Source organism: Paenibacillus agaridevorans (assembly GCF_003112455.1).
Taxonomy (GTDB): domain Bacteria; phylum Bacillota; class Bacilli; order Paenibacillales; family Paenibacillaceae; genus Pristimantibacillus; species Pristimantibacillus agaridevorans.
The window spans coordinates 1-19,488 of the sequence record NZ_BDQX01000171.1 but is presented as its reverse complement, the minus strand read 5'-3'; the positions used below and the strand labels follow the sequence as shown (position 1 = coordinate 19,488).

The following is a 19,488-nucleotide window of genomic DNA, read 5'->3' as shown; positions in this document are numbered from 1 at the left end:
CAATGCGCGGCGCTTAACCTGACGAACATTAATGTACAGCGGCTAACCGTGTTAGCCGCGAAGAGCGGAGATCCTGAGACGGTCGTGCAGGCTATCGCGATGGATCCGCTTACGTCTTCCGTGCTCACGCTAAAGGAAATCCGCGAGATGGTGACGGAGATGCTGGACGCGGAGAGCGAATGGCTGCCCCAATTCGGGAACAGGCGCCCACGCCCGACTCCGACGATTCCTATTCCGGAGAATGTCGAAAGGGCGGAGGTGCCCATCGATCCCGCGCTGGCGATTTTCTCGCGATTCGGTGAGCTGGCTAAGTAACCGGCATTATGCCAAAACAGTGCAAGAAATCATAACATACAAAAACAAGAGCCAATACTGGACCTCAGGATTGGCTTTTTTGTAATTACGTTGTATTGACAATGTAATTACATTTCTATTACAATAAATATAACAAACAAAGGAGGGAACGCTCCATGGATACAAATCTGCAAATTCGCATAACAAAGGATCTCAAAGAATCCTTTCAACAAATCGCCAAGGAAAACAACAAGGATACTTCGTCTCTTGTACGCGACTGGATCTCGAACTACATTGCCGAACATCGACGGACGGACGAGGAGCTTGCGGCTGATCTGTACAGAGCGGGTTATGGATTGCAGCAATCGCTGGGCGGGAGAGAGAACGTCGACAAAGAGTTCGCCAAACAATTGCAGGAGCTTTCCTTAACGGATCAAAGGGAATTTACGCAGCGGATTCTAGCTGTCTACATCGAACATGATCTAACGATTCCGGCGTGCGTGACCCGTACGTACAAGGGTTACGCCTTCTCTCAAATGTTTTTGCTTGGGTTGATTGGAGACAAGCCGAAGGATTGAGAAGACTTCAAACTTCTGTTTTGTCTGCGAATCCAGCCAACCATCTGCCAAAAGCCAGCAGGTCATAAAAAAAGTCGCCCAATTGGCGACTTTTTTGCATGGAAGCAAACCTCTTTATAGGACTGTGCCCAGGCTTTATTCCGACGGAGTTGTATATCGGACGAATGAAAGCACGATATCCTGGGGATGATCGCCGAACGTGGAGCCGAACAGGTTCATCCCGCGCTGGTTCACCGCGCTGTCGCTGACCTCGAGTCTTACGATAATGGGCTCGTTGTATTGCAGGCCAAGCGTAGCCAGCGTCGTATCCGTCAGTCTTTCGCCGTTAACAAATCCGCCGTTTCCTGTCACGCTCCATTCTGTCATTCGGCCGTATTCCGTTCCGCTTCTCCACCGATCAGAGGTTAATTTGCCTTTGCGATCGCCGAAATCGCTGGGGCTAATCCATGTTCCTACTGTTTTGCCGTTAATAAACAAGGTGATATCGGAACGGCAGTCCATTGCGAAAGACGGCGCCTCCGAGCAAAGCTCCGCACTAAGCTTCAATTCGTCAATCGCCACGCCAGGAGGCATGGGATTGGGGAAGTAGTATTCGACAAATCCGGTTCCCGAAAACCATAGCAAAGCAGCCTCTATCCGATCGGGCATGTAAAACACGCGCGGATCATCCGTCGAGCCGATAAGGGTGCCTTCCTTATTGGCCATTCCGCAAGTCGGTTGCACGGAGCAACTGGAATACATGCCGATCGGCATATGGATTTCTTCGGCCTTGTGCAAACCGTCGCCTGGCTTCTCGGGAAGCTCAAGCAGAATCGAGCGGCCGGAGACGGAGCATAACTTTTCGCGGTTGGAGCCTTGCGAGGTAACGATCAGCCCGGCTTGCTCCAGAATTTGAATATTAATGGAAACGGTCGGCTGAGCGACGCCTAATACTTGAGCCAGTTGCGTCACGCTCATCTGATCGGAACCTATGGCTTCGAGAATGCGCACGCGCAAATCCCCGGATAATGCCTTGGCAACATCCGTAATCCTCGAGGCAGGATACCGCAGAACCTCTTGCCTTATATCTACCATATCGATCTCCCCTCCCGACAACCGTTTATCTAAAGTGATCTCGGATTCTTCTAAAAGATTGTACATGGATAATAAACGATTGCACATGATCTTTGCAAGTATTATATTATTGCAATGTATATTGTGATTATGCTATATTGATGCTAATATGATTGACGAAAGCGCCTCCAATAAACCAATGAAAGGTTGTGTGCCGTTTGTCTACGTCACTAGCAACTACGAAAAATGCAGCTATGCCTCGCCCGGAGTATCCTCGTCCCGACTGGCAGCGCCGAGACTGGTTGAATTTGAACGGAGCCTGGCAGTTTCAATTCGATCGGGAAAACGCCGGCAAGACCGAGCAATGGTATGGCTGGGCTGCCGATCCCTATGCATCGACGATCACGGTACCTTTCTCCTGGGCAAGTCCGCTCTCCGGCATTGGCAGCCAGGAGAAGGGAATTGGCTGGTATTGCCGAGACGCAAGCTGGTCGCCGGCCCATGCCAACGACCGTGTGTTTCTTCGTTTCGGCGCAGTGGATTATTCCTGCGATGTATGGATCAACGAGTCGTTGGTCGGCTCGCACGAAGGAGGATACGGCACCTTCGAATTCGATGTAACGGATGTCTGGAAGCGGGATGCGGCAAACCGAATCGCCGTAAGGGCGGAGGATAACGACCGCGATTATCAAGCGCGGGGGAAGCAGGGCTACGGAGAAATTCGAGGAATCTGGCAGCCGGTCTGGCTGGAGGCCCGTCCGTCGGACTTTATTCATCACGCCAGGTTCGCAACGGGGATTGACGGAACCATCGAGGTGACCGCAACTGTCCATGCCCGGCAAGCTGGTCTTGCGACGTTATCGTTTTCATTTGCCGAAGGCGAAGTCCGGCATGTCATCCCCTTGCAATTGGTCGAAGGCGTAAACGAGATTGTGACTTCCTTCAACGTCGATCAGCCAAGATTGTGGTCTCCGGAAGAACCGAATCTGTACGAGGGCGAGATTGTGTTGGAGGCTGGTTCCGGCGGTCGTGATATCGTAAGCACGTACTTCGGCATTCGGGAAATCGGTACGGCGCTTGTCGGCGAGCGGCAATATCGCTGGATCACGCTCAACGGCAAACCTATTTACTTAAACGGGACATTGGATCAATCATACCACCCGACGGGATATTTTACGTATCCTACCGACGAAGAGATGGAGAACGAGATTTATATGATGAAGCGTCTCGGTCTTAATTTCGTACGCATTCATATTAAGCCGGAGGAGCCGCGCAAGCTGTACTGGGCCGACAAGCTCGGTATTCTCGTGATGGAGGATATGCCTTGCTTCTGGGGGAATCCGGACGAGAGTGCTCGCGCGTCCTATGTAAGCGAAGCAAGGGAGGTCATCGAGCGGGATTACAATCACCCTTCGATCTTCTCCTGGGTTATGTTTAACGAAACATGGGGGCTCAAGACCAATAGCGATCAAGTCGGTCTGTCCAGCGATCAGTTGCATCCAAGCAACTACTTGCCGGAGACGCAAAACTGGGTTCGGGAAATCTACCAATGGGCAAAAAAGCTTGACCCAACCCGCATTATCGAGGACAATTCGGCGACGCTCTTTGACCATGTGGAGTCGGATATTAATACTTGGCACTTCTATATTAATGGTTACAAGGAATTGCGAGAACATCTTCAGGACGTTGTGGACAAGACATTCCCCGGTTCCCCATTCAATTATATTGGCGGCAATGTGCAGACCGACGCGCCCTTAATGAACAGCGAATGCGGTAATGTGTGGGGGATAGAAGGAGGAGCGGGTGACAGCGACCTGGCTTGGCATTATCGATATATGATGAATGAATTCCGCAGGCACGACAAACTTTGCGGCTTCGTATTTACGGAATTCCGGGATGTGACCAACGAATTCAACGGTTACTACCGGCTGGACGGAACGGACAAAAAATTCGGCTACGAATGGTTCGTGCCCGGCATGACGATCGCCGACCTGCATGCCCCGGATTTCATCGTCATCGATGCGCCGCCTTGCCAAACCGTCAATGCCGGAGCAACCGTCGCAGTTCCTTTGCTTCGCTCCAGTTACTCCGATCGGTATTTCGGACAGGAGCTGCAGTTGAATTGGGAGCTCTGGTACGATCAGTTGGGATCCAGAGTCGTTGCGGATCAAGGAAAACTGTTGCTGGGATGGAACGGATACGGCGTGTCTCCTCTGCAATCGCTGCAGCTCACGCTTCCGAAGCAGGATGCGGTTGCGGTGCTTGCCCTCCGGCTTCAAACCGCGAGCGGCGAGACCGTCATGCGCAACTTTACGACGTTCGACGTTCGGAGCGGCAGCGCTGACGGGCAAATTTACGGCTTAGAAGGCGGGGTTGTAAACGTGCCGGTTCCTGCCTTTACAGAGCATGACTGGGCTTATCAATGGAATGCGATTCAAGGACAGAAGGCAAATGGCGGTCCGACAGGACGTTTCGTCTATAACGTTCAGTTGCCTGACCATAACGAGCAGTCCGTCATCGGCCACATGGAGATCCTGTTCGAAGCCAGTGCAAAGCGATTGTTGGCACGGAATATCGAAGGCGGAGAATACAAACGCCCCGACCTGTCCTTTATGCTTGGCGCGGATGCCAATACGGAGCGCAACCCCAATACGTATTACATGACGGATGCGGTAAGGCACGACTCAACGGTCAACGTTATCATAGACGGACTGAAAGTAGACAGTATTTACTTGCCTGACGATCCTGCGGACAGCAGAGGCGTGTTATCGTGGCATTATCAGTCGGAATCGAACAAACTGGATGAAGCAGGGTCGTATGGTTATTTGTGCAGAATAGAAGTGCCGAGCGCTTTGGCTGCAAAGCTGAACCGGAGCCGCAGCTTTACTTTGGAGCTGGAGGTGAAGGAAGGCGGACTTGCATTGTACGGCAGAAATGCCGGTCGTTATCCGATCGATATACTGGTTACTTATCGTTAAACGCAGCAGGACTGCCCCGAGGCTATTATTATGCCTTGTGGCAGTTTTGTTTTTGTTTAGGCCGAGCGGCTTTGGCCGGCCAAACGCATCCCTCGGAACGATATCCCATCTACTCAGGAAATTCTTCTAACTATGCTGGTACCCGATTTAAATCGATCGTCCGCACTTCCCTCTGAACGGTATCCACCTCTATTCAGAATAGATTGCGTATTAACGTGTCCTGAATAGAGGGGATATTGATCAAAGGTAGAGCGCCGATAGTTAGCTTTAGAACGAATCTTCTGAGTAAGGGGGATATTCATCAGTGGAGGAGCGCCGATAGTTAGCTCTTGAACGAATCAACTGAGTAATGGAGATAAGGATCCAAACATGCGATGCAATGTTTGTTGGAGGGACACGACTGAGATAGCGGTCAATGCAAGCAGATAGGTGGGCGATGAGGAATGTTTTTCGGTGCGGACATACACGACTATATTGATATCTGCGAATCACTATATTGCATGATTTCCACTAAATAGCGTCGCTGATGAGACTGTCGATTCATTGTGTGCAAAGCTGGAAATATAGCTACAATTGAACATCGCCACCCTGCAAACGGAAATGAGAGCTCTTATTTTGATCGTTTGGCGTGATTTTAAAATCTAACGGAACCCTGCGACTTTATTCGTGAGAAATCTAGGCAAACCGCGGACTTTGGGCCATCATAAGGGCCGTCAGTTCCATTAGAATCGCGAAACTTTGCTTTTTGCTGAAATAACGCTTTTCATTTCCGTAAAAGTAGAAGTAGTTCCAGTTCATTTCTTAAAGGACAGTTGCCAGCAGTTTCACCTATGCACAGTTAATCGACAGCTTCCTGATGTCTGTACGATTGCTCAACCGTTACATTTTTACATCGATGAGAGGGGAGATATAAATAGGCTGCAAATCTTTGAATGAATAAACCTCTATTCTTGAGCTTCCGTCCTCATTTTCGAAACCGGCTTGTATATCTTTAAGATATTCGCGTTTGACATTACCCACGCCGTTTAAGCTGGATGACCAATTGCTCCCCAATACCTCATTAACATCAATATACGATATCTTTCCATCTACAAGATCGTATATTCTTGCAGACATGAGCGGCCCCGGCATAAGAACGACTAGCTCAGTTATGCCATCCTCATCCAAATCAATTTCATCGATATTTCTTGCGTATAGCTCAAGTAGTATTTCTTCTTCACCTGCTTCGTCTGTATACAAATAGGTGAAATGGGCCCCTTTTGGCGAACTTTCGTTCGTTTCCTTTAACACGCCCGTTTGTCCTAGAATGTTATCGCGATTTAAATTCTGACTCGGCATGTCATTAATCTCTTTTGCAACCTCAGACTTGACGATGTCTTTCTCATTCCCACTATTATCAGTCATTTCAACGGCCTGTTCTTGAACGTTATTTTGTACTGTACAGGCTGTGACACTCACAAGGACGATGATTGCAGCCATGAGCGAATAAATAGGTCTGTTCAATGAAGCAGTCTCCCTCCTATAGAAAAAAATTCCACCCGCAATACTAATAACGTGTGGAAGCCGGTAATGTTGCGGTGGCGGATTTTATTTCTGGCCAACAAAGGGGTGCAGCTTCGTTGGCTGCTTTAAAGCAGCGTTGGAGACTAATCTTACTCACGTCACCGGCCAAGTGCCATACAGCCTGCGGTAAGTTTCCGGCGTCATGCCTTCCTTCCTGCGGAACGTTGCCACGAAGTGGCTTGCGTCTCGGAAGCCGACAGCTTCCCCGATTCTGCGAATGGTCCAGTCCGTTCGGGAGGGCAGCCATTCCTTCGCTTTACGAATCCGCAATTGAATCAGATAAGCATACGCCGTCTGGCCGAACAGCTCCCGGAACTTCTCGTTCAGCTGCCGCTCGCCGATATCCAGCATCGCTGCCATCTCCGTCAATCCGATGCCGGGATCCGGGAATTCCGTCTCGAGCCAGTCCAGCAGCAGCTGGATTCGCTCCAGCCGCTTTGTAATGGATGGACGGTTATCGGTACGCGCATCCGTCTTGAGCAGCGTTAGAAATCGGTACAAATCCGAAGACAGCTGCAAGCCGGAGGGATCGCCACCTGTTTCGGCGAGGGTCAGCATCTCCGCCAAAAACTGCGAGATCCGGTCGTCGCCATCATCCCATTGAAACCGTTCCGCGCTGCTCCATCCGAACGATTGAATGAAGCTTGCCGCCATGCTTCCATGAAAGGTGACGAACCCCGAATGCCAGGCCCCGTTTTTCGCTTCGTACCGATGCGGCGTTCCGGGAGTCATCAGCACGCCGGTACGTCGTGTCATTTTCCACGTATGACCGTTCACCGAAAGCTCTCCTTCTCCCTCAATCGTCAGCAGCCAGTGGAAATAGGGATAGCCGTTCGGCCTGTCAATGGCCTCTTGCTCGGGGCTAGCTCCAATAGATTCAATCTGCAGAGGCAGCAATTCCGCCGGAGATGCGGGAACGATGCGTCGTTTCATGATCAAACCTCCATATTCTTATATGAATATTCGATTTTTTTATATGGGATCATAAATATGAAAGTTTTACAATGGAGATGTATACTGCGGTTTTATCATATATTTCGAGGAGTGACAAGATGATCAGCGCGAAAAAACCGAAAATTTGGTATGGCGGCGATTATAATCCCGATCAATGGGAAAAAGAAGTTTGGGACGAGGACTTGCGTCTGTTCAAACTTGCAGGCATAGATGTTGCGACTCTTAACGTATTCGCTTGGGCGAAAAATCAGCCCGCTGAAGATACTTACGATTTCGGCTGGCTCGATGAGATGATGGACAAGCTCCATGCGAATGGAGTAGGCGTCTGCCTCGCAACGAGCACAGCCGCGCATCCAGCGTGGATGGCGCGCAAATATCCGGATGTGCTGCAAGTCGACTTTAACGGCAACAAGCGGAAGTTCGGCGGCCGCCATAACTCTTGCCCGAACAGTCCGACCTTCCGCAAATATTCGGCCCGCATGGCGGAGAAGCTGGCGGAGCGCTACAAGGATCATCCGGCACTTCTGATTTGGCATATAAACAACGAATACGGCGGCGCCGGCAATTGTTATTGCGATAACTGCGAAGCAGCGTTCCGCGAATGGGCGAAGGCGCGCTACGGCACGCTAGAAGCATTAAATCGCGCTTGGAATACCGGATTCTGGGGTCATACTTTCCACGACTGGGAAGACATTGTTCTGCCTAGCGGACGGAGCGAGGAATGGCAGGGAGCGAATGGACGAACGGAGACGAATTTCCAAGGCATCTCGCTGGATTATATTCGCTTCCATTCAGACAGCCTGCTGGATTGCTACAAGCTGGAGTACGACGCCGTCAAGAAACATACGCCGGATATCCCCGTCACGACCAACCTGATGGGTGCGTTCAAAAAACTCGATTATCACAAATGGGCGAAGCATATGGACGTGGTGTCTTGGGACAACTATCCAAGATTCGATACGCCGCACAGCTACACGGGCATGATGCATGATCTCATGCGCGGACTGAAGGACGGCCAGCCTTTTATGCTTATGGAGCAGACGCCAAGCCAGCAGAACTGGCAGCCTTACAACTCGTTAAAGCGTCCTGGCGTCATGCGTCTGTGGAGCTACCAAGCAGTAGCGAGAGGCGCGGATACGATTTTGTTTTTCCAGCTTCGCCGCTCCATCGGCGCCTGCGAGAAGTATCATGGTGCCGTCATCGAACATGTCGGCCACGAGCATACACGCGTATTCCGCGAATGCGCGCAGCTTGGCGCGGAGCTTGGGGAGCTCGGCGAAACTTTGCTGGATGCCCGCGTGGAAGCGAAGGTCGCCATTCTGTTCGATTGGGAGAACTGGTGGGCGGTCGAGATGTCCAGCGGTCCGACGATCGCGCTGCGTTATGTAGATGAAGCGCATAAATTTTACGATGCGCTGTATCGCGCAGGTATCGCCGTGGATGTCGTCAGCGTGGAAGCCGATCTGAGCGGATACGATCTGGTCATTGCTCCTGTCCTATATATGGTGAAGCAAGGCGTTGCCGCCAAGCTGGAGCAATTTACTCAGAATGGCGGTACGTTAATCACGACCTTCTTCAGCGGCATTGTCGATGAAAACGACCGGGTGAAAACGGGCGGTTATCCGGGCGAATTGAGAAAGCTGCTGGGCATCTGGGCCGAAGAGATCGACGCGTTGCTGCCAACTCAGAGCAACCGGATAATGCCAGCGGACGGCGCTGATGGCTTGAAGCAGGAATACGAATGCGCTATGATCTGCGACCTCATTCACTCCGAAGGTGCGGAGGTGAAGGCTGTCTATGGCGATGACTTCTATGCAGGCATGCCGGCGCTTACGGTCAACAAGTTCGGAGCGGGCGAAGCCTGGTATATGGCAACAAGCCCGGAGGCTTTGTTCCTGCAGGATTGGTTGACCCAGTTGTGCGCAGACCGCGGTATCGCGCCGCTTATCCCATCCGTACCGGACGGGGTGGAGACGACGGTACGTTCCAAAGAAGGGCAGTCCTATCTGTTTGTGCTGAACCATAACGCTGATGCGGCTCAAGTGAATCTGGGCAATCGTTCCGGCGTCGAGCTGTTGTCTGGTCGCGAGCTGAGCGGCTCGACCGAGCTTGGCGGAAGAGATGTCTGGATCATAAAGCTTCAAGGATAACGGACGTCATGTGGCAATGTTATTATTTGAGGGGGATGACGGAGATGAGAATTAACGCCAAAGAAAGCGAATTAAAGCCAATCGCCGCAAAGGTCGCGGAGTATACGTTTAATATGGACCTCACTTGGGATTGGCCGGGCGGCGTCGCCTACTACGGCGTCAGCCGTCTCTACGAGGTGACGGGCGACCAGGCTTATCTGGACCGGATGATCGCTTGGGTGGACGAATACATCGAAGCGGGTCTTCCCGTCTGGACGGTCAATTCTTGCGCGATCGGACATATGCTGCTCACGCTTTACGAGCAGACGAAGGACGACCGATACCTGGAGCTGATTAACAGCAAGCTGGATTACCTGGAGAACAAGGCGCTTCGTTTCGGCGACCGAGTCTTACAGCACACCGTATCCGCCAACAACGATTTTCCAGAGCAATGTTGGGCAGACACGTTGTTTATGGCGGCGTACTTTATGCTGCGCGCGGGAATCATGTTCGACAAAAAACATCTCGTAGACGACGCGCTGCACCAGTTCTATTGGCATATCAACTACTTGCAGGACGAGAACGACGCCCTCTGGTATCACGGGTACAACAATATCAAGCAGGACCATATGTCCGGCATCTATTGGGCGCGGGCGAATGCATGGGCGGCCTACACGATGTCCAGAGCGGCCAAAATATTGCCGGAGGCCTATCTCTATCCTCCGATGATGCATATCTGGAGCGCGCTTCGCGATCAGCTGGCGGCAATCAAGAAGCTGCAGAAGGATGACGGTCTCTGGGGCACCGTTTTAGACTATCCGGAAGCTTACGGCGAAGTATCGGCTACGGCAGGAATTGCGGCGGCAATGATTACGCAAGGCAATACGTTGCATGGCAAATACGTTCAGAAGGCGCTGGAAGGCGTTCTCGACAACATCTCTGACAACGGCCGCGTTCGCAATGTATCCGGCGGCACCGCCGTCATGAACGACATCGCCGGCTACCTCGGCATCGACCGCAAGTGGGCCCAGGGCTGGGGGCAAGGCCTTGCTCTCGCGTTTCTGGCTTCGGCGATCGAGAAGGTGAAACGGGAGTCGGCTGAGAACTGACGATCGATTGTAACGGAAGAAGATTTGATCGACAGTAGCTCTGTTGCTTGAAGTGAGCTGCTTGATGGAGAATTTGTGTAAAACTAGAAATGGCGGTGCGGGAGATTATCCCTGCGCCGCCATTGTCGTTAATAACGTCTATGAGGTGTTTTTGTTGCCCTTTCAAGCGCCATAGACGTTAAAAACGTCTATGAGGAGATTTTGTTGCCCTATCGGGCGCCATAGACGTTAAAAACGTCTATGAGGAGATTTTGTTGCCCTTTCGAGGGCCATAGACGTTAAAAACGTCCATGAGGAGATTTTGTTGCCCTTTTGAGGGCCATAGACGTTAAAAACGTCTATGAGGAGATTTTGTTGCCCTTTCGGGCGCCATAGACGTTAAAAACGACTATGAGATGATTTTGTTGCTCTTTCGGGTGGCATAGACGTTAAAAACGTCTATGGGGAATTTTTGCTGCCTTTTCTAGGCAGAGTTACCTGGAATTAAGCTGCGTTAAACTTTGCAATCTCCCTTGAGACAGCCCCTATTTCTTCGTTCGCCCGGATTCTTAGCCTCTTCGATTCGATCTCGCTGCTAGTTAATGACAATCTTGGTTGCGACCGGAGCTGCAGCTCAAACAAACGCCTTCACCCGTCGCAGACCGAATCAAATTGCCGTCAATCCCAAGCACACCTCACAAGCCTTTCTGGTATGCGACCGCACGGCGAAAGGGAATCGTGATAAACGCAAACATCAAAAAGGGATCGCACCTTAACACAAGCAAAAATCGCTGAAAATGATGCCGACACCGAAATCTGGGAGATGTTTGATCAGTCGAGAATCGATATTAATAACGGCACGTTATTCGACTCAACAGATGATCGATATGGTCCGAAACGGGGGGATACTCAATGACCGTAACTAGGTCCAAACGTGCCTATAAAAGTTTCTCCAACATACAAGAGCATTCACTTTATCAAAACCAGAACAGCAACGTTTGAACGAATACCGGTTCAAGATCGAATGAAAGATTCGGGAAAAGAAACAAGCGATCGGTGGTAGACTGGATGCAAGCATTAACGAACAGGTTAGTTGAAATATGTGGTAATATAATTTCTGTAAGACTAGTAAATTAACACGGGCTAACCCAGGTGATTTGTATGAGTTTAATACACGAGTTTTCCTTCTTAGCGGCGATTTTGATATGAATGACAGATATGAATGGTACCGAGCTAATCGTTATACATGGGCCGAGAAATCTGTAGTGTCAGATGAGATTATTCAATACTTATCGGACTTTTTGAATTGGTTACCTTCATATAACCCCGAAACAAAAGAAAGCCACAAGGTTAAATTACTATGGGTTAACCGTTATTAATAAGCCCGGAGCAGAGAAGCTTATAAGGATATTAGATAAATGGCTTAAACTAATCGAAGAGGCACCTGACACATTCAGTTTAAGAGGAGATGCCGTTTGGAAAGAAAAAGAGAATGAAAATGGACACTGGGAACAAACGAAAAATTGGTTGAAGCGAGAAACTTTGCAGATTGAAATAGAATCATTAATTGATTTAGCAGTCAAAGCTTCAGACAATAACCAATTGATTATTCATTTCGGCATATGAGTACACCTATCAGGTGGAAAACTATGAGCTCATAGGCGAAACAAATTTACCCATAACAAGAGGAGGCAGGGGAACTTGTCGAACATTGATAATGAGAAACAGGCTCCTGAGAAATCGAATACGGTATATAAAACTGGTGATATCATAACGTCAAAAGTGTACAAGGTTAGCCCGGAGCAGAAAGTTGAACTCGATCGCTTGTCAACTGAGAGGCTCAAAAAGGTACGCAAAGAGGCAATACCGAAAATCCGCGAGCGATATGAGCAATTGGTCAAGCTTCGGCAGCAACAGCTGAAGGCCGGCGATGATGGCAAGCCTATAGAAGTGATTTCAATGAATGGGCAGGTGTGTGAAATGAAGAAGAAAGTAGCGGTGAAACTAGATGATCTAATTAATGAGATTGAATTTCAGATGGTTGAAACTGATACATATATAAACACCCGGACAGGCGAAGTTATAACATTATCTAAAGAAGAAATGAGAGCGGCAGAAGATGAAGAGCCACTTGAAAAATATCCAGATTGGCAAAGAGAGAACATTGAACAAGCAATAAAAATTATCGAAGATGAAGACGAGGTTTACCTCTATTTCACATTAAGAAACGAGTACCATGAGTATGAAATAATAGAAGAGTTTATCGGAACATTAAACGAAGCAGAGGTTCGAGAAGAATTATTTGGAGCTATTCAAGGAAGAGGGGCATTTAGAAGATTTAAAGACGGAATCAGTGAACATGACTTAGAAAAACAATGGTATGAATTCAAAGAAAAAAAGATAAAGGAATTAGTTATTGAATGGTGTAAAGTGATGGATCTTGAAATGAAGGAATGAAGTATTATTGCTAGCGAGAAAGAGTGTTTTCTTATGGGAATTGGGATCCAGGAGTAGTTTGCCATCGCGGCGACTGTAAAGAAAAAATATTGAGTGAACTGAAGAACAACAGCTCAACAAGTCATTACGGCAGCCAGCCTTCATGAGCGGATGCGGTTGTGCGTGGAAGAACTGGCAGAATTACGCAACAATCCTAGGCTTGACTTCGTCTATTTGCATGTGTAAATTCCACCATTCATTCCAATGAGGTGATCACATGTGGAAAAGAACCGTAATGATCCTGCTGAGTTATTTGATCTTATTCGGTATGTGGTTCGTAATCGAACCTGTAACTGTCAACGCATGCTCTTGTGCCGAACTCCCAAGCATAGAAGAGCAGTTGGAACGGAAAACCGCAATTTTTACGGGTAAAATATTGAGTGTGACTAAACCTGTTCAAGGGAAGATCTGGTCTTCCGCTGATCCTGTAAAAGTTCTGTTTGAAGTTAAAACGGTATGGAAAGGAGAACTGGGTTCTCAAACGACTGTTCACACAGCATTGAGTTCTAAAAGTTGTGGATATGAGGGTTTCGAAGTGAATAAAGAATACGTCGTTTTTGCTTACGGTGACCCAGATCGCCTTGAAACCGGACGTTGTGAAGGAAACAAGACTCTTGCATCCGCACAAGAAGAACTGAAAGCATTGGGAGCAGGATATGAACCCTCCAAGATAATACCCCAAGAGATTCCGTTGGAAGTATCTTCAATCAATATGGAAGCAGATAATGGGTACATTACAATTGTTTTTGTTTCTGTAATTATACTAACAACTTTTATCTTGCTGATCATATTTTTAAGAGTACGTCGCAGATGATACAAAGCGTCAGCGGACGAGATGTGCGTTCAGGGAGAATGCCGTTTCCTAACAACATGGAGCCATGCAACTTGTGCATGGCTCCATGTAGTTTGTACGTAAGTCGATTAGACTCGAAGCCTTACAGGCTGGCCCGTTTCTATCGATTGATAACCGGCCAAAGCGACCGCTGCCGAACGCATTCCGTCTTCGCCGCTGATCGGGACTTGATCCCCTTGCTTAATGGCTTGAACAAACGCCTTCACCAGATAAAGATCCATGTTGTCGCCCCAATAATTCCATTGGCCGGTGCCGGCTTCCTGGCTATATAGCTCGTTTACTTGTCCGAGGGAATCTACGGATATCACGCCGCTGGTGCCGATAATTTCCAGGGTGACATCGCCCCATGTCGGGAACGGAGCCCTCCTGGACCAGCTGGTATCCACGACGCCGAACGTCCCGTTCTCGAATTTAACGTGAATCATGCCGGCATCGTCGACGTCTAACTTTTCATCGAACAGGGTGGCCGCATAGGCGTAAACTTCCTCGGGTTCGGAGCCTGTGATCCAGCACATCAAGTCCATGACATGAACCGTATGATCGAGGAGAGCGCCGCCGCCGGATAATTTCGGATCGACGAACCAGCCGCTAGGTGCCGTGCCGCGGTTGGTTCCCTTAATGGCAACGATATCCCCGATTTCGCCGCGTTCCACCGCTTGTTTAGCTTGTATTACGGCTGGCAGGTATCGACATGGAAAGGCGGTCATTAATTGGACGTTATTATTGTTGCAGGCTTCGATCATGGCGTTCATCTCGTCGGCGCCGACACCAAGAGGCTTCTCGCATAATACGTGAATGCCCTTATTTGCCGCGGCAATCGTTAATTCCGCATGGAAAACATTCTCCGAGCAGATGACGACGGCGTCCATCGATTGCTCCAGAAGGCTGCGATAATCGTCGTAATAAGCGATGCCGTGCTTGCTTATAACGTCAGCAACCCTTCCGCGTTTAGGGTCGGCGATGCCGATAATCTCCACCTCCGGAATGGAGAGCAGGGAGTTTAGATAGGAGAAGGCATGTCCGTGCGCAAAACTAATCATGCCGATTTTTAATGGATTCATTGGTTGCGTCCTCCTTGCATGTAAACGACTTTGCCAGTCCGAATGCTCTCCTTGGCGGCGAGCGCCACTTCAAGCGCTTTGAGAGCGTCATCGGCCGTTACGATCGGGTTGCCGCCGTCACTGATACAGGACAGGAAGTGCTCCAGCTGTAGCTCGTAAGGACTGCGGAATCCCGGACTGCCCGGAATGACGACGGAAGCGCCTGGATCGTTGGACGAACCTTGCTTCGCGATCTGCAAAGAGCTGCTCTTTAAACTATTGGCTCTAATGATGCCCTTGCTTCCCGCAATCTCCGCTTTCGTATGGAATGGCCCCGGATATCCCCAATTCGACTCTACGTTCGCGATAGTCCCGTTATCGAAATGCAGCGTTACGAGCGCGTAATCCAAAGTATCCTTCTTGGCGTTCAGCGCATATACGCTGCTGACTTCGCCAAAGCATGACCGGAGGAAATCAAGATCATGAATCATGAGATCCAATATAACGCCGCCGCTGCGGGAGTCATCCGCGAACCAGCCGCCGGGATGCCCTCCGATCCGGCTGGCATGCGCGACGCCTGGTCTACCCAGCTTCCCGCTGTCCAGCGCCGCTTTCATATTGGCATAGTCCGGGAAGAAGCGGACCACATGCCCGACAAACAATCGCACTCCGTTATCTTCGCACACGGCGATCATCTCTTTGGCGTCTTCGGCAGTCAGCGCGATCGGCTTCTCGCAAATAATATGCTTTTTTGCTTTTGCCGCTTTGATCGCAAATTCTTTGTGCAAATAGGTAGGGAGCGCAATACTGATTACATCAAAATCGGCTTCCTCCAGCATCCGGTCAAAGGAGCTGTAAGCTGTTGCTCCGGTACGAGCAGCCAACTTTTCGGCCTGCTCAATTCGCACGTCGCAAACGCCGGTCAGGCGGACATTTTCGAGCTTTGTGTAAACATCGGCATGAACGCCTCCCATGCCCCCGCTGCCCAATACTGCTACTTTCATCCCATATCGTCCCTTCTGTTCTGAATTGATGAATTGTCCTAATCATACATGGATTAAAGTGGGGCGTATATGCGATAATTTAGTTGAAATGTATCCAAATTCAACATTAGTATCAATTTCATTGTGAGGCGACGACATGGAGATTTTTAAGGAACCGATTCACTATCAAAATCCGCAGCTTTGTTTGAAGGTGTGGACATTTACGCAACAGAAAAGCGAGTGGAAGCAGGCGGAATCGACCATTCCACGCTGGCATTACCATAAGGAAGTAGAGTTCATATTGGTTCTTGAAGGCGTTCACGAGATGCATACGGTTGACGAATCGTTTAGTCTAGAGCCTGGCGAGGTTATGGTTGTTGGCTCCAATCAGCTTCATCGCGGCTATTCGCATGTGGGCATGAATGTCTCCTATATCGTACTTCATGTTGATTTCGAGCCTTATTTCGATCCCGCGACCCTGCATTTTTCCAGCTCCTTTATCGAAGTGCTGCATCCGCTCGACGCGTTGAACGGGATGTTCCGCCGCAACTTGACCGCTAGCAACGAAGTTGGGAATGCCATCAGGCAAATTCATGATGAGGTGATGCAGCGAAGGCATGGTTACGAAATAGCGGTTAGCATGCAAATCAAAGCGTTAATGCTGGCGCTGATTCGGCATGACGAAGAGGGCATTCTCACTTCGCATGACAAGACGGACGCTCAAGTGCTTAGACCCGTCATCGCCCACGTTGACGAGAAGCTGGGCGAACGGATCAGCATGACGGAGGTCAGCCGTATAGCAGGGATGAGCTACGTTTATTTTTCTAAATTTTTTAAGGACAGAATGGGACTTTCCTTTACGGAATACGTGAACCGAAAACGAATCGCCAAAGCGTCCCGCATGCTTGCGATGAGCGACCGGAAAGCAACGGATATTGCCGCAGCGGTCGGTCTTGAAAATATGGCGCATTTCTACGAGATGTTCCGGCGCTTTAACGGCTGTACCCCCAAACAATTTAAAGGCAGAATGCGGGGGAACGTTCTGACGCGGTCAACCTGACTATGGATCATGAGCCTGCGACTGAAATGGGAACTAGGCGCAGCGTAGGAAGGTTTGACGGTTGCTCCAAACATAACCCGAATTGCTCGTCTAGATTGCTGCCTGGACGAATATACTTCAAAAAGTGAGAACTTGTCGCGGATTGAAGGAGGGGCAGCGCGAATGGATGCACAGGCAACAGAAACGATAATGAACACGGACTCGAACTTGAGGGAGAATAAGATTGAAGACTTTGTTCGACTTTTCAAGGAAACGAATGAACGGCTCCAGCATGAACAGGATTTGTCTCCCGACAATGCAAAAGTGTCTGAGATCATCGGCCGCCTCATGAGCCGCTTGCGTTCCCGCTACTTGCCGGATGAGATTCTGGCAGTGCTTGGAGACGAATATATTAGAAGCAATCAGCGAAAGCTGCAAGATAAGCTATCCGAAGCAGAATTCCTTGCGGAATTAAATGATGCCCGGCAGCTTGCACATGGCGACGTTTCTCCACTGGACAAGCTTGCTGCGATGCCGATATGGAGGGTCTATAACGCTCTGGTAGGCGAAGAGCTATCCTTCTTGCGCGTGCTGCTGGATAAGCATGGCAAGACGGAGCAAGCGCCAATCGTATTCGTCGGAAGCGGCCCATTGCCTCTAAGTCCCGTCATGCTTCATTTGTTCGGGAAAACGGAAGTTGTCGCTCTGGAGAAGGATCGCGGTGCCTTCGAGGTATCTCGCACCTTGCTTAAGCGAATGGGCTTGGAGTCGAAGGTAATCGTCAAGCTGATGGAAGGAGCGGACTTCGATTATAGCGCTTATGATCGAATCTTCGTGGCCAGCCTTGTCCGCAATAAAAGGGAGGTGCTGGAGCAGATATGCCGTACCTCCCCGCAAGCTCTTGTGGCAGCTCGCACCGCAGAGGGCATTCGTCAAATCATGTACGAAGCCATCGACGAGTCGCTGCTCCATCGCGAAGGCTGGAGGATTATAGATAGAACCGTTCCCGATGGGAAGCAGGTAATTAATTCGACTTTGTTTTTGGGTCGGGGGGACCAGATTTTTGTGGAGATAGACAGAGGGCAATTGCTCGAACCGTGATGTTTTGCGGTTCTTTTTTGTGTTTGTGAGTGTGTTTTATTTGCTGTTTAGCAAGACATCTAAGTGCTTTTGACCTCTTACAGTACGCGGTGGAAGGCGCTGATCTTGTATACTTAGTTCAAATGACATGGTATAGTCAATTAGAAGGTATTGGAATTTTATCCAGTGGAATTTGCGTAATACGTAAATATGAACAAAAGGCGAAGAACTAGAAGAATTACATCTTACCGCGCAAGAGATTTTAAAGAAATAAAACATTTATGTATGCACATTCACAGAAGTAAATCACTTCTGATAACACCATATTCGCGCTTCGAGCCATTCGGCCCTCGGCCCGGACAGAAGACATTGGCAGGGAAGTTGAAACAGCCGGACACATCCGACTTCGTCAGACGTCGTGAATATACGAAACGTTATCGGAAATACTCAAAAATACAAATGTAATAAAAGGAGAAAAGCAAAATGTATGTATCTAACAATGTTGATGCTCTCAATAAGTATCAACAGTTCACTAAATTATTTGAAAAAAATAGGTTTCTGATTGATCAGGATCATGATTTTATCAAGCATTATCTTTCCAGCCTTGCAACAAAAACACATGAAGTGAGAAAAGGTCAAAAATTTTATAGAGCAAGAGTTAATGGATTAAGTCCTTTTGAAAATGATAAGGATCTAGATGCTCCTCCTGATGGAAAAGCTTCTTTTGGTAGGGTAAATCCAAGAGGCATTTCTTATCTCTATGTAGCAGAAACTAAAAAAACTGTTATTGCAGAAGTGCAACCATGGCTAAATGCAAGTATTACAATAGCTGAATGTACTGCATTAGATTCATTAAAGGTAGTAGACTTATTACCTTCACAACAAGAAATTGTAGCAGCACATAGTTATCGTAAAGTTATAAGTGATGAGTTTTCAAAACCTGTTAGACCTGATACTAAAGAATTAGATTATGTACCTACACAATATATGGCTGAATGGTTTAAAAGTAAAGGATTAGATGGAATAAGGTATGGAAGTGCTTTACATTTTGGAGGGATTAATTTAGCCTTTTTTGATCCTACTAAATTACAAGTTAGAAGGATTGAAGAAGTTACCGTAAAAGCAATAGATTATAGTACTGATTAAGTTTTATAGCTAAGACAAGAGCGAATTTTTGAGCAGGTTCAATGAAGTCGAGTACATCCGATAACACCATATTCACGCATCGGGCTGAAGCCCTCGGTCCGGCAGGAGATATTGGCAGTGGGAGCAGATTCAGCCGGACACATCCGACTTCGTCGGACGTCGTGAATATACGAAACGTTATGGGAAATTGACGAAATGAATATATCTTGTGAGG

Annotated in this window: 15 protein-coding genes; 10 read left to right on the top strand and 5 right to left on the bottom strand. The window is 48.8% G+C overall.

Translation table 11 applies throughout. From position 1 onward, the window contains the following. Both PAT3040_RS15305 and PAT3040_RS15300 read left to right on the top strand, forming a co-directional pair. The coding region (locus PAT3040_RS15305) for a family 4 glycosyl hydrolase (RefSeq protein WP_507763368.1) at positions 1 to 315 on the top strand (315 nt) is incomplete at its 5' end. A 155-nt stretch (positions 316 to 470) separates the two neighbouring features. Beyond that, entirely contained in the window at positions 471 to 872 is a 402-nt protein-coding gene (locus PAT3040_RS15300) for a ribbon-helix-helix protein, CopG family (protein ID WP_108993422.1), read from the top strand. Positions 873 to 1,007: 135 nt separating this feature from the next. On the opposite strand, the gene PAT3040_RS15295 is transcribed toward PAT3040_RS15300, so the two are convergent. Beyond that, complete coding sequence (locus tag PAT3040_RS15295) at positions 1,008 to 1,946, bottom strand: ArsR/SmtB family transcription factor (RefSeq protein ID WP_108993421.1); 939 nt, start codon at positions 1,944 to 1,946, stop codon at positions 1,008 to 1,010. Between the two features lie 197 nt (positions 1,947 to 2,143). On the opposite strand from PAT3040_RS15295, the gene PAT3040_RS15290 reads away from it, so the two are divergent. Next, positions 2,144 to 4,903: a glycoside hydrolase family 2 protein gene (locus PAT3040_RS15290; RefSeq protein WP_258234989.1), complete on the top strand. Its 2,760-nt coding sequence runs from the start codon at positions 2,144 to 2,146 to the stop codon at positions 4,901 to 4,903. Between the two features lie 879 nt (positions 4,904 to 5,782). On the opposite strand, the gene PAT3040_RS15285 is transcribed toward PAT3040_RS15290, so the two are convergent. Beyond that, a complete protein-coding gene (locus PAT3040_RS15285; RefSeq protein ID WP_108993419.1) occupies positions 5,783 to 6,406 on the bottom strand; it encodes a hypothetical protein in 624 nt (207 codons plus the stop codon). 153 nt (positions 6,407 to 6,559) lie between these two features. Further along, on the bottom strand, positions 6,560 to 7,399 hold the full coding sequence (locus tag PAT3040_RS15280; protein ID WP_108993418.1) for an AraC family transcriptional regulator: 840 nt from the start codon (positions 7,397 to 7,399) through the stop codon (positions 6,560 to 6,562). 119 nt (positions 7,400 to 7,518) lie between these two features. Here PAT3040_RS15280 and PAT3040_RS15275 point away from each other — a divergent pair, with 119 nt between their 5' ends. From PAT3040_RS15275 to PAT3040_RS15260, 4 genes are all read left to right on the top strand, one after another. Further along, positions 7,519 to 9,570, top strand: coding sequence for a beta-galactosidase (locus PAT3040_RS15275; RefSeq protein WP_108993417.1), 2,052 nt, complete (start codon positions 7,519 to 7,521; stop codon positions 9,568 to 9,570). A 44-nt stretch (positions 9,571 to 9,614) separates the two neighbouring features. Next, the gene (locus tag PAT3040_RS15270; RefSeq protein ID WP_108993416.1) at positions 9,615 to 10,658 is read left to right on the top strand and encodes a glycoside hydrolase family 88/105 protein; all 1,044 of its coding nucleotides are present in this window, start codon (positions 9,615 to 9,617) and stop codon (positions 10,656 to 10,658) included. Between the two features lie 1,680 nt (positions 10,659 to 12,338). Further along, the gene (locus PAT3040_RS38680; protein ID WP_258234988.1) at positions 12,339 to 13,094 is read left to right on the top strand and encodes a UPF0158 family protein; all 756 of its coding nucleotides are present in this window, start codon (positions 12,339 to 12,341) and stop codon (positions 13,092 to 13,094) included. Between the two features lie 256 nt (positions 13,095 to 13,350). Continuing rightward, entirely contained in the window at positions 13,351 to 13,947 is a 597-nt protein-coding gene (locus PAT3040_RS15260; protein ID WP_108993415.1) for a hypothetical protein, read from the top strand. 107 nt (positions 13,948 to 14,054) lie between these two features. On the opposite strand, the gene PAT3040_RS15255 is transcribed toward PAT3040_RS15260, so the two are convergent. Together PAT3040_RS15255 and PAT3040_RS15250 are read right to left on the bottom strand one after the other, a co-directional pair. After that, positions 14,055 to 15,047 (bottom strand): Gfo/Idh/MocA family protein, encoded by a 993-nt coding sequence (locus tag PAT3040_RS15255; RefSeq protein ID WP_108993414.1) that lies wholly within the window; start codon positions 15,045 to 15,047, stop codon positions 14,055 to 14,057. Further along, positions 15,044 to 16,030 (bottom strand): Gfo/Idh/MocA family protein, encoded by a 987-nt coding sequence (locus tag PAT3040_RS15250; protein ID WP_108993413.1) that lies wholly within the window; start codon positions 16,028 to 16,030, stop codon positions 15,044 to 15,046. Before PAT3040_RS15250 ends, PAT3040_RS15255 begins: the two co-directional genes overlap by 4 nt. A 136-nt stretch (positions 16,031 to 16,166) precedes the next feature. On the opposite strand from PAT3040_RS15250, the gene PAT3040_RS15245 reads away from it, so the two are divergent. The 3 genes from PAT3040_RS15245 to PAT3040_RS15235 all read left to right on the top strand — a co-directional run bounded on the left by PAT3040_RS15245 (position 16,167) and on the right by PAT3040_RS15235 (position 19,274). After that, on the top strand, positions 16,167 to 17,069 hold the full coding sequence (locus PAT3040_RS15245; RefSeq protein ID WP_108993412.1) for a helix-turn-helix domain-containing protein: 903 nt from the start codon (positions 16,167 to 16,169) through the stop codon (positions 17,067 to 17,069). Between the two features lie 162 nt (positions 17,070 to 17,231). Next, positions 17,232 to 18,149, top strand: a complete 918-nt coding sequence (locus tag PAT3040_RS15240; RefSeq protein WP_108993411.1) for a nicotianamine synthase family protein — start codon at positions 17,232 to 17,234, stop codon at positions 18,147 to 18,149. 462 nt (positions 18,150 to 18,611) lie between these two features. After that, positions 18,612 to 19,274, top strand: coding sequence for an RES family NAD+ phosphorylase (locus PAT3040_RS15235; RefSeq protein WP_108993410.1), 663 nt, complete (start codon positions 18,612 to 18,614; stop codon positions 19,272 to 19,274). Positions 19,275 to 19,488 lie beyond the last annotated feature (214 nt).

Excerpts from the sequence above, each read along its gene's own strand:
- PAT3040_RS15300 (WP_108993422.1), top strand. The coding sequence starts at position 471 with ATGGATACAAATCTGCAAATTCGCATAACAAAGGATCTCAAAGAATCC.
- PAT3040_RS15295 (WP_108993421.1), bottom strand. The coding sequence starts at position 1,946 with ATGGTAGATATAAGGCAAGAGGTTCTGCGGTATCCTGCCTCGAGGATT.
- PAT3040_RS15280 (WP_108993418.1), bottom strand. The coding sequence starts at position 7,399 with ATGAAACGACGCATCGTTCCCGCATCTCCGGCGGAATTGCTGCCTCTG.
- PAT3040_RS15275 (WP_108993417.1), top strand. The coding sequence starts at position 7,519 with ATGATCAGCGCGAAAAAACCGAAAATTTGGTATGGCGGCGATTATAAT.
- PAT3040_RS15270 (WP_108993416.1), top strand. The coding sequence starts at position 9,615 with ATGAGAATTAACGCCAAAGAAAGCGAATTAAAGCCAATCGCCGCAAAG.
- PAT3040_RS15260 (WP_108993415.1), top strand. The coding sequence starts at position 13,351 with ATGTGGAAAAGAACCGTAATGATCCTGCTGAGTTATTTGATCTTATTC.
- PAT3040_RS15255 (WP_108993414.1), bottom strand. The coding sequence starts at position 15,047 with ATGAATCCATTAAAAATCGGCATGATTAGTTTTGCGCACGGACATGCC.
- PAT3040_RS15250 (WP_108993413.1), bottom strand. The coding sequence starts at position 16,030 with ATGAAAGTAGCAGTATTGGGCAGCGGGGGCATGGGAGGCGTTCATGCC.
- PAT3040_RS15245 (WP_108993412.1), top strand. The coding sequence starts at position 16,167 with ATGGAGATTTTTAAGGAACCGATTCACTATCAAAATCCGCAGCTTTGT.
- PAT3040_RS15240 (WP_108993411.1), top strand. The coding sequence starts at position 17,232 with ATGGATGCACAGGCAACAGAAACGATAATGAACACGGACTCGAACTTG.
- PAT3040_RS15235 (WP_108993410.1), top strand. The coding sequence starts at position 18,612 with ATGTATGTATCTAACAATGTTGATGCTCTCAATAAGTATCAACAGTTC.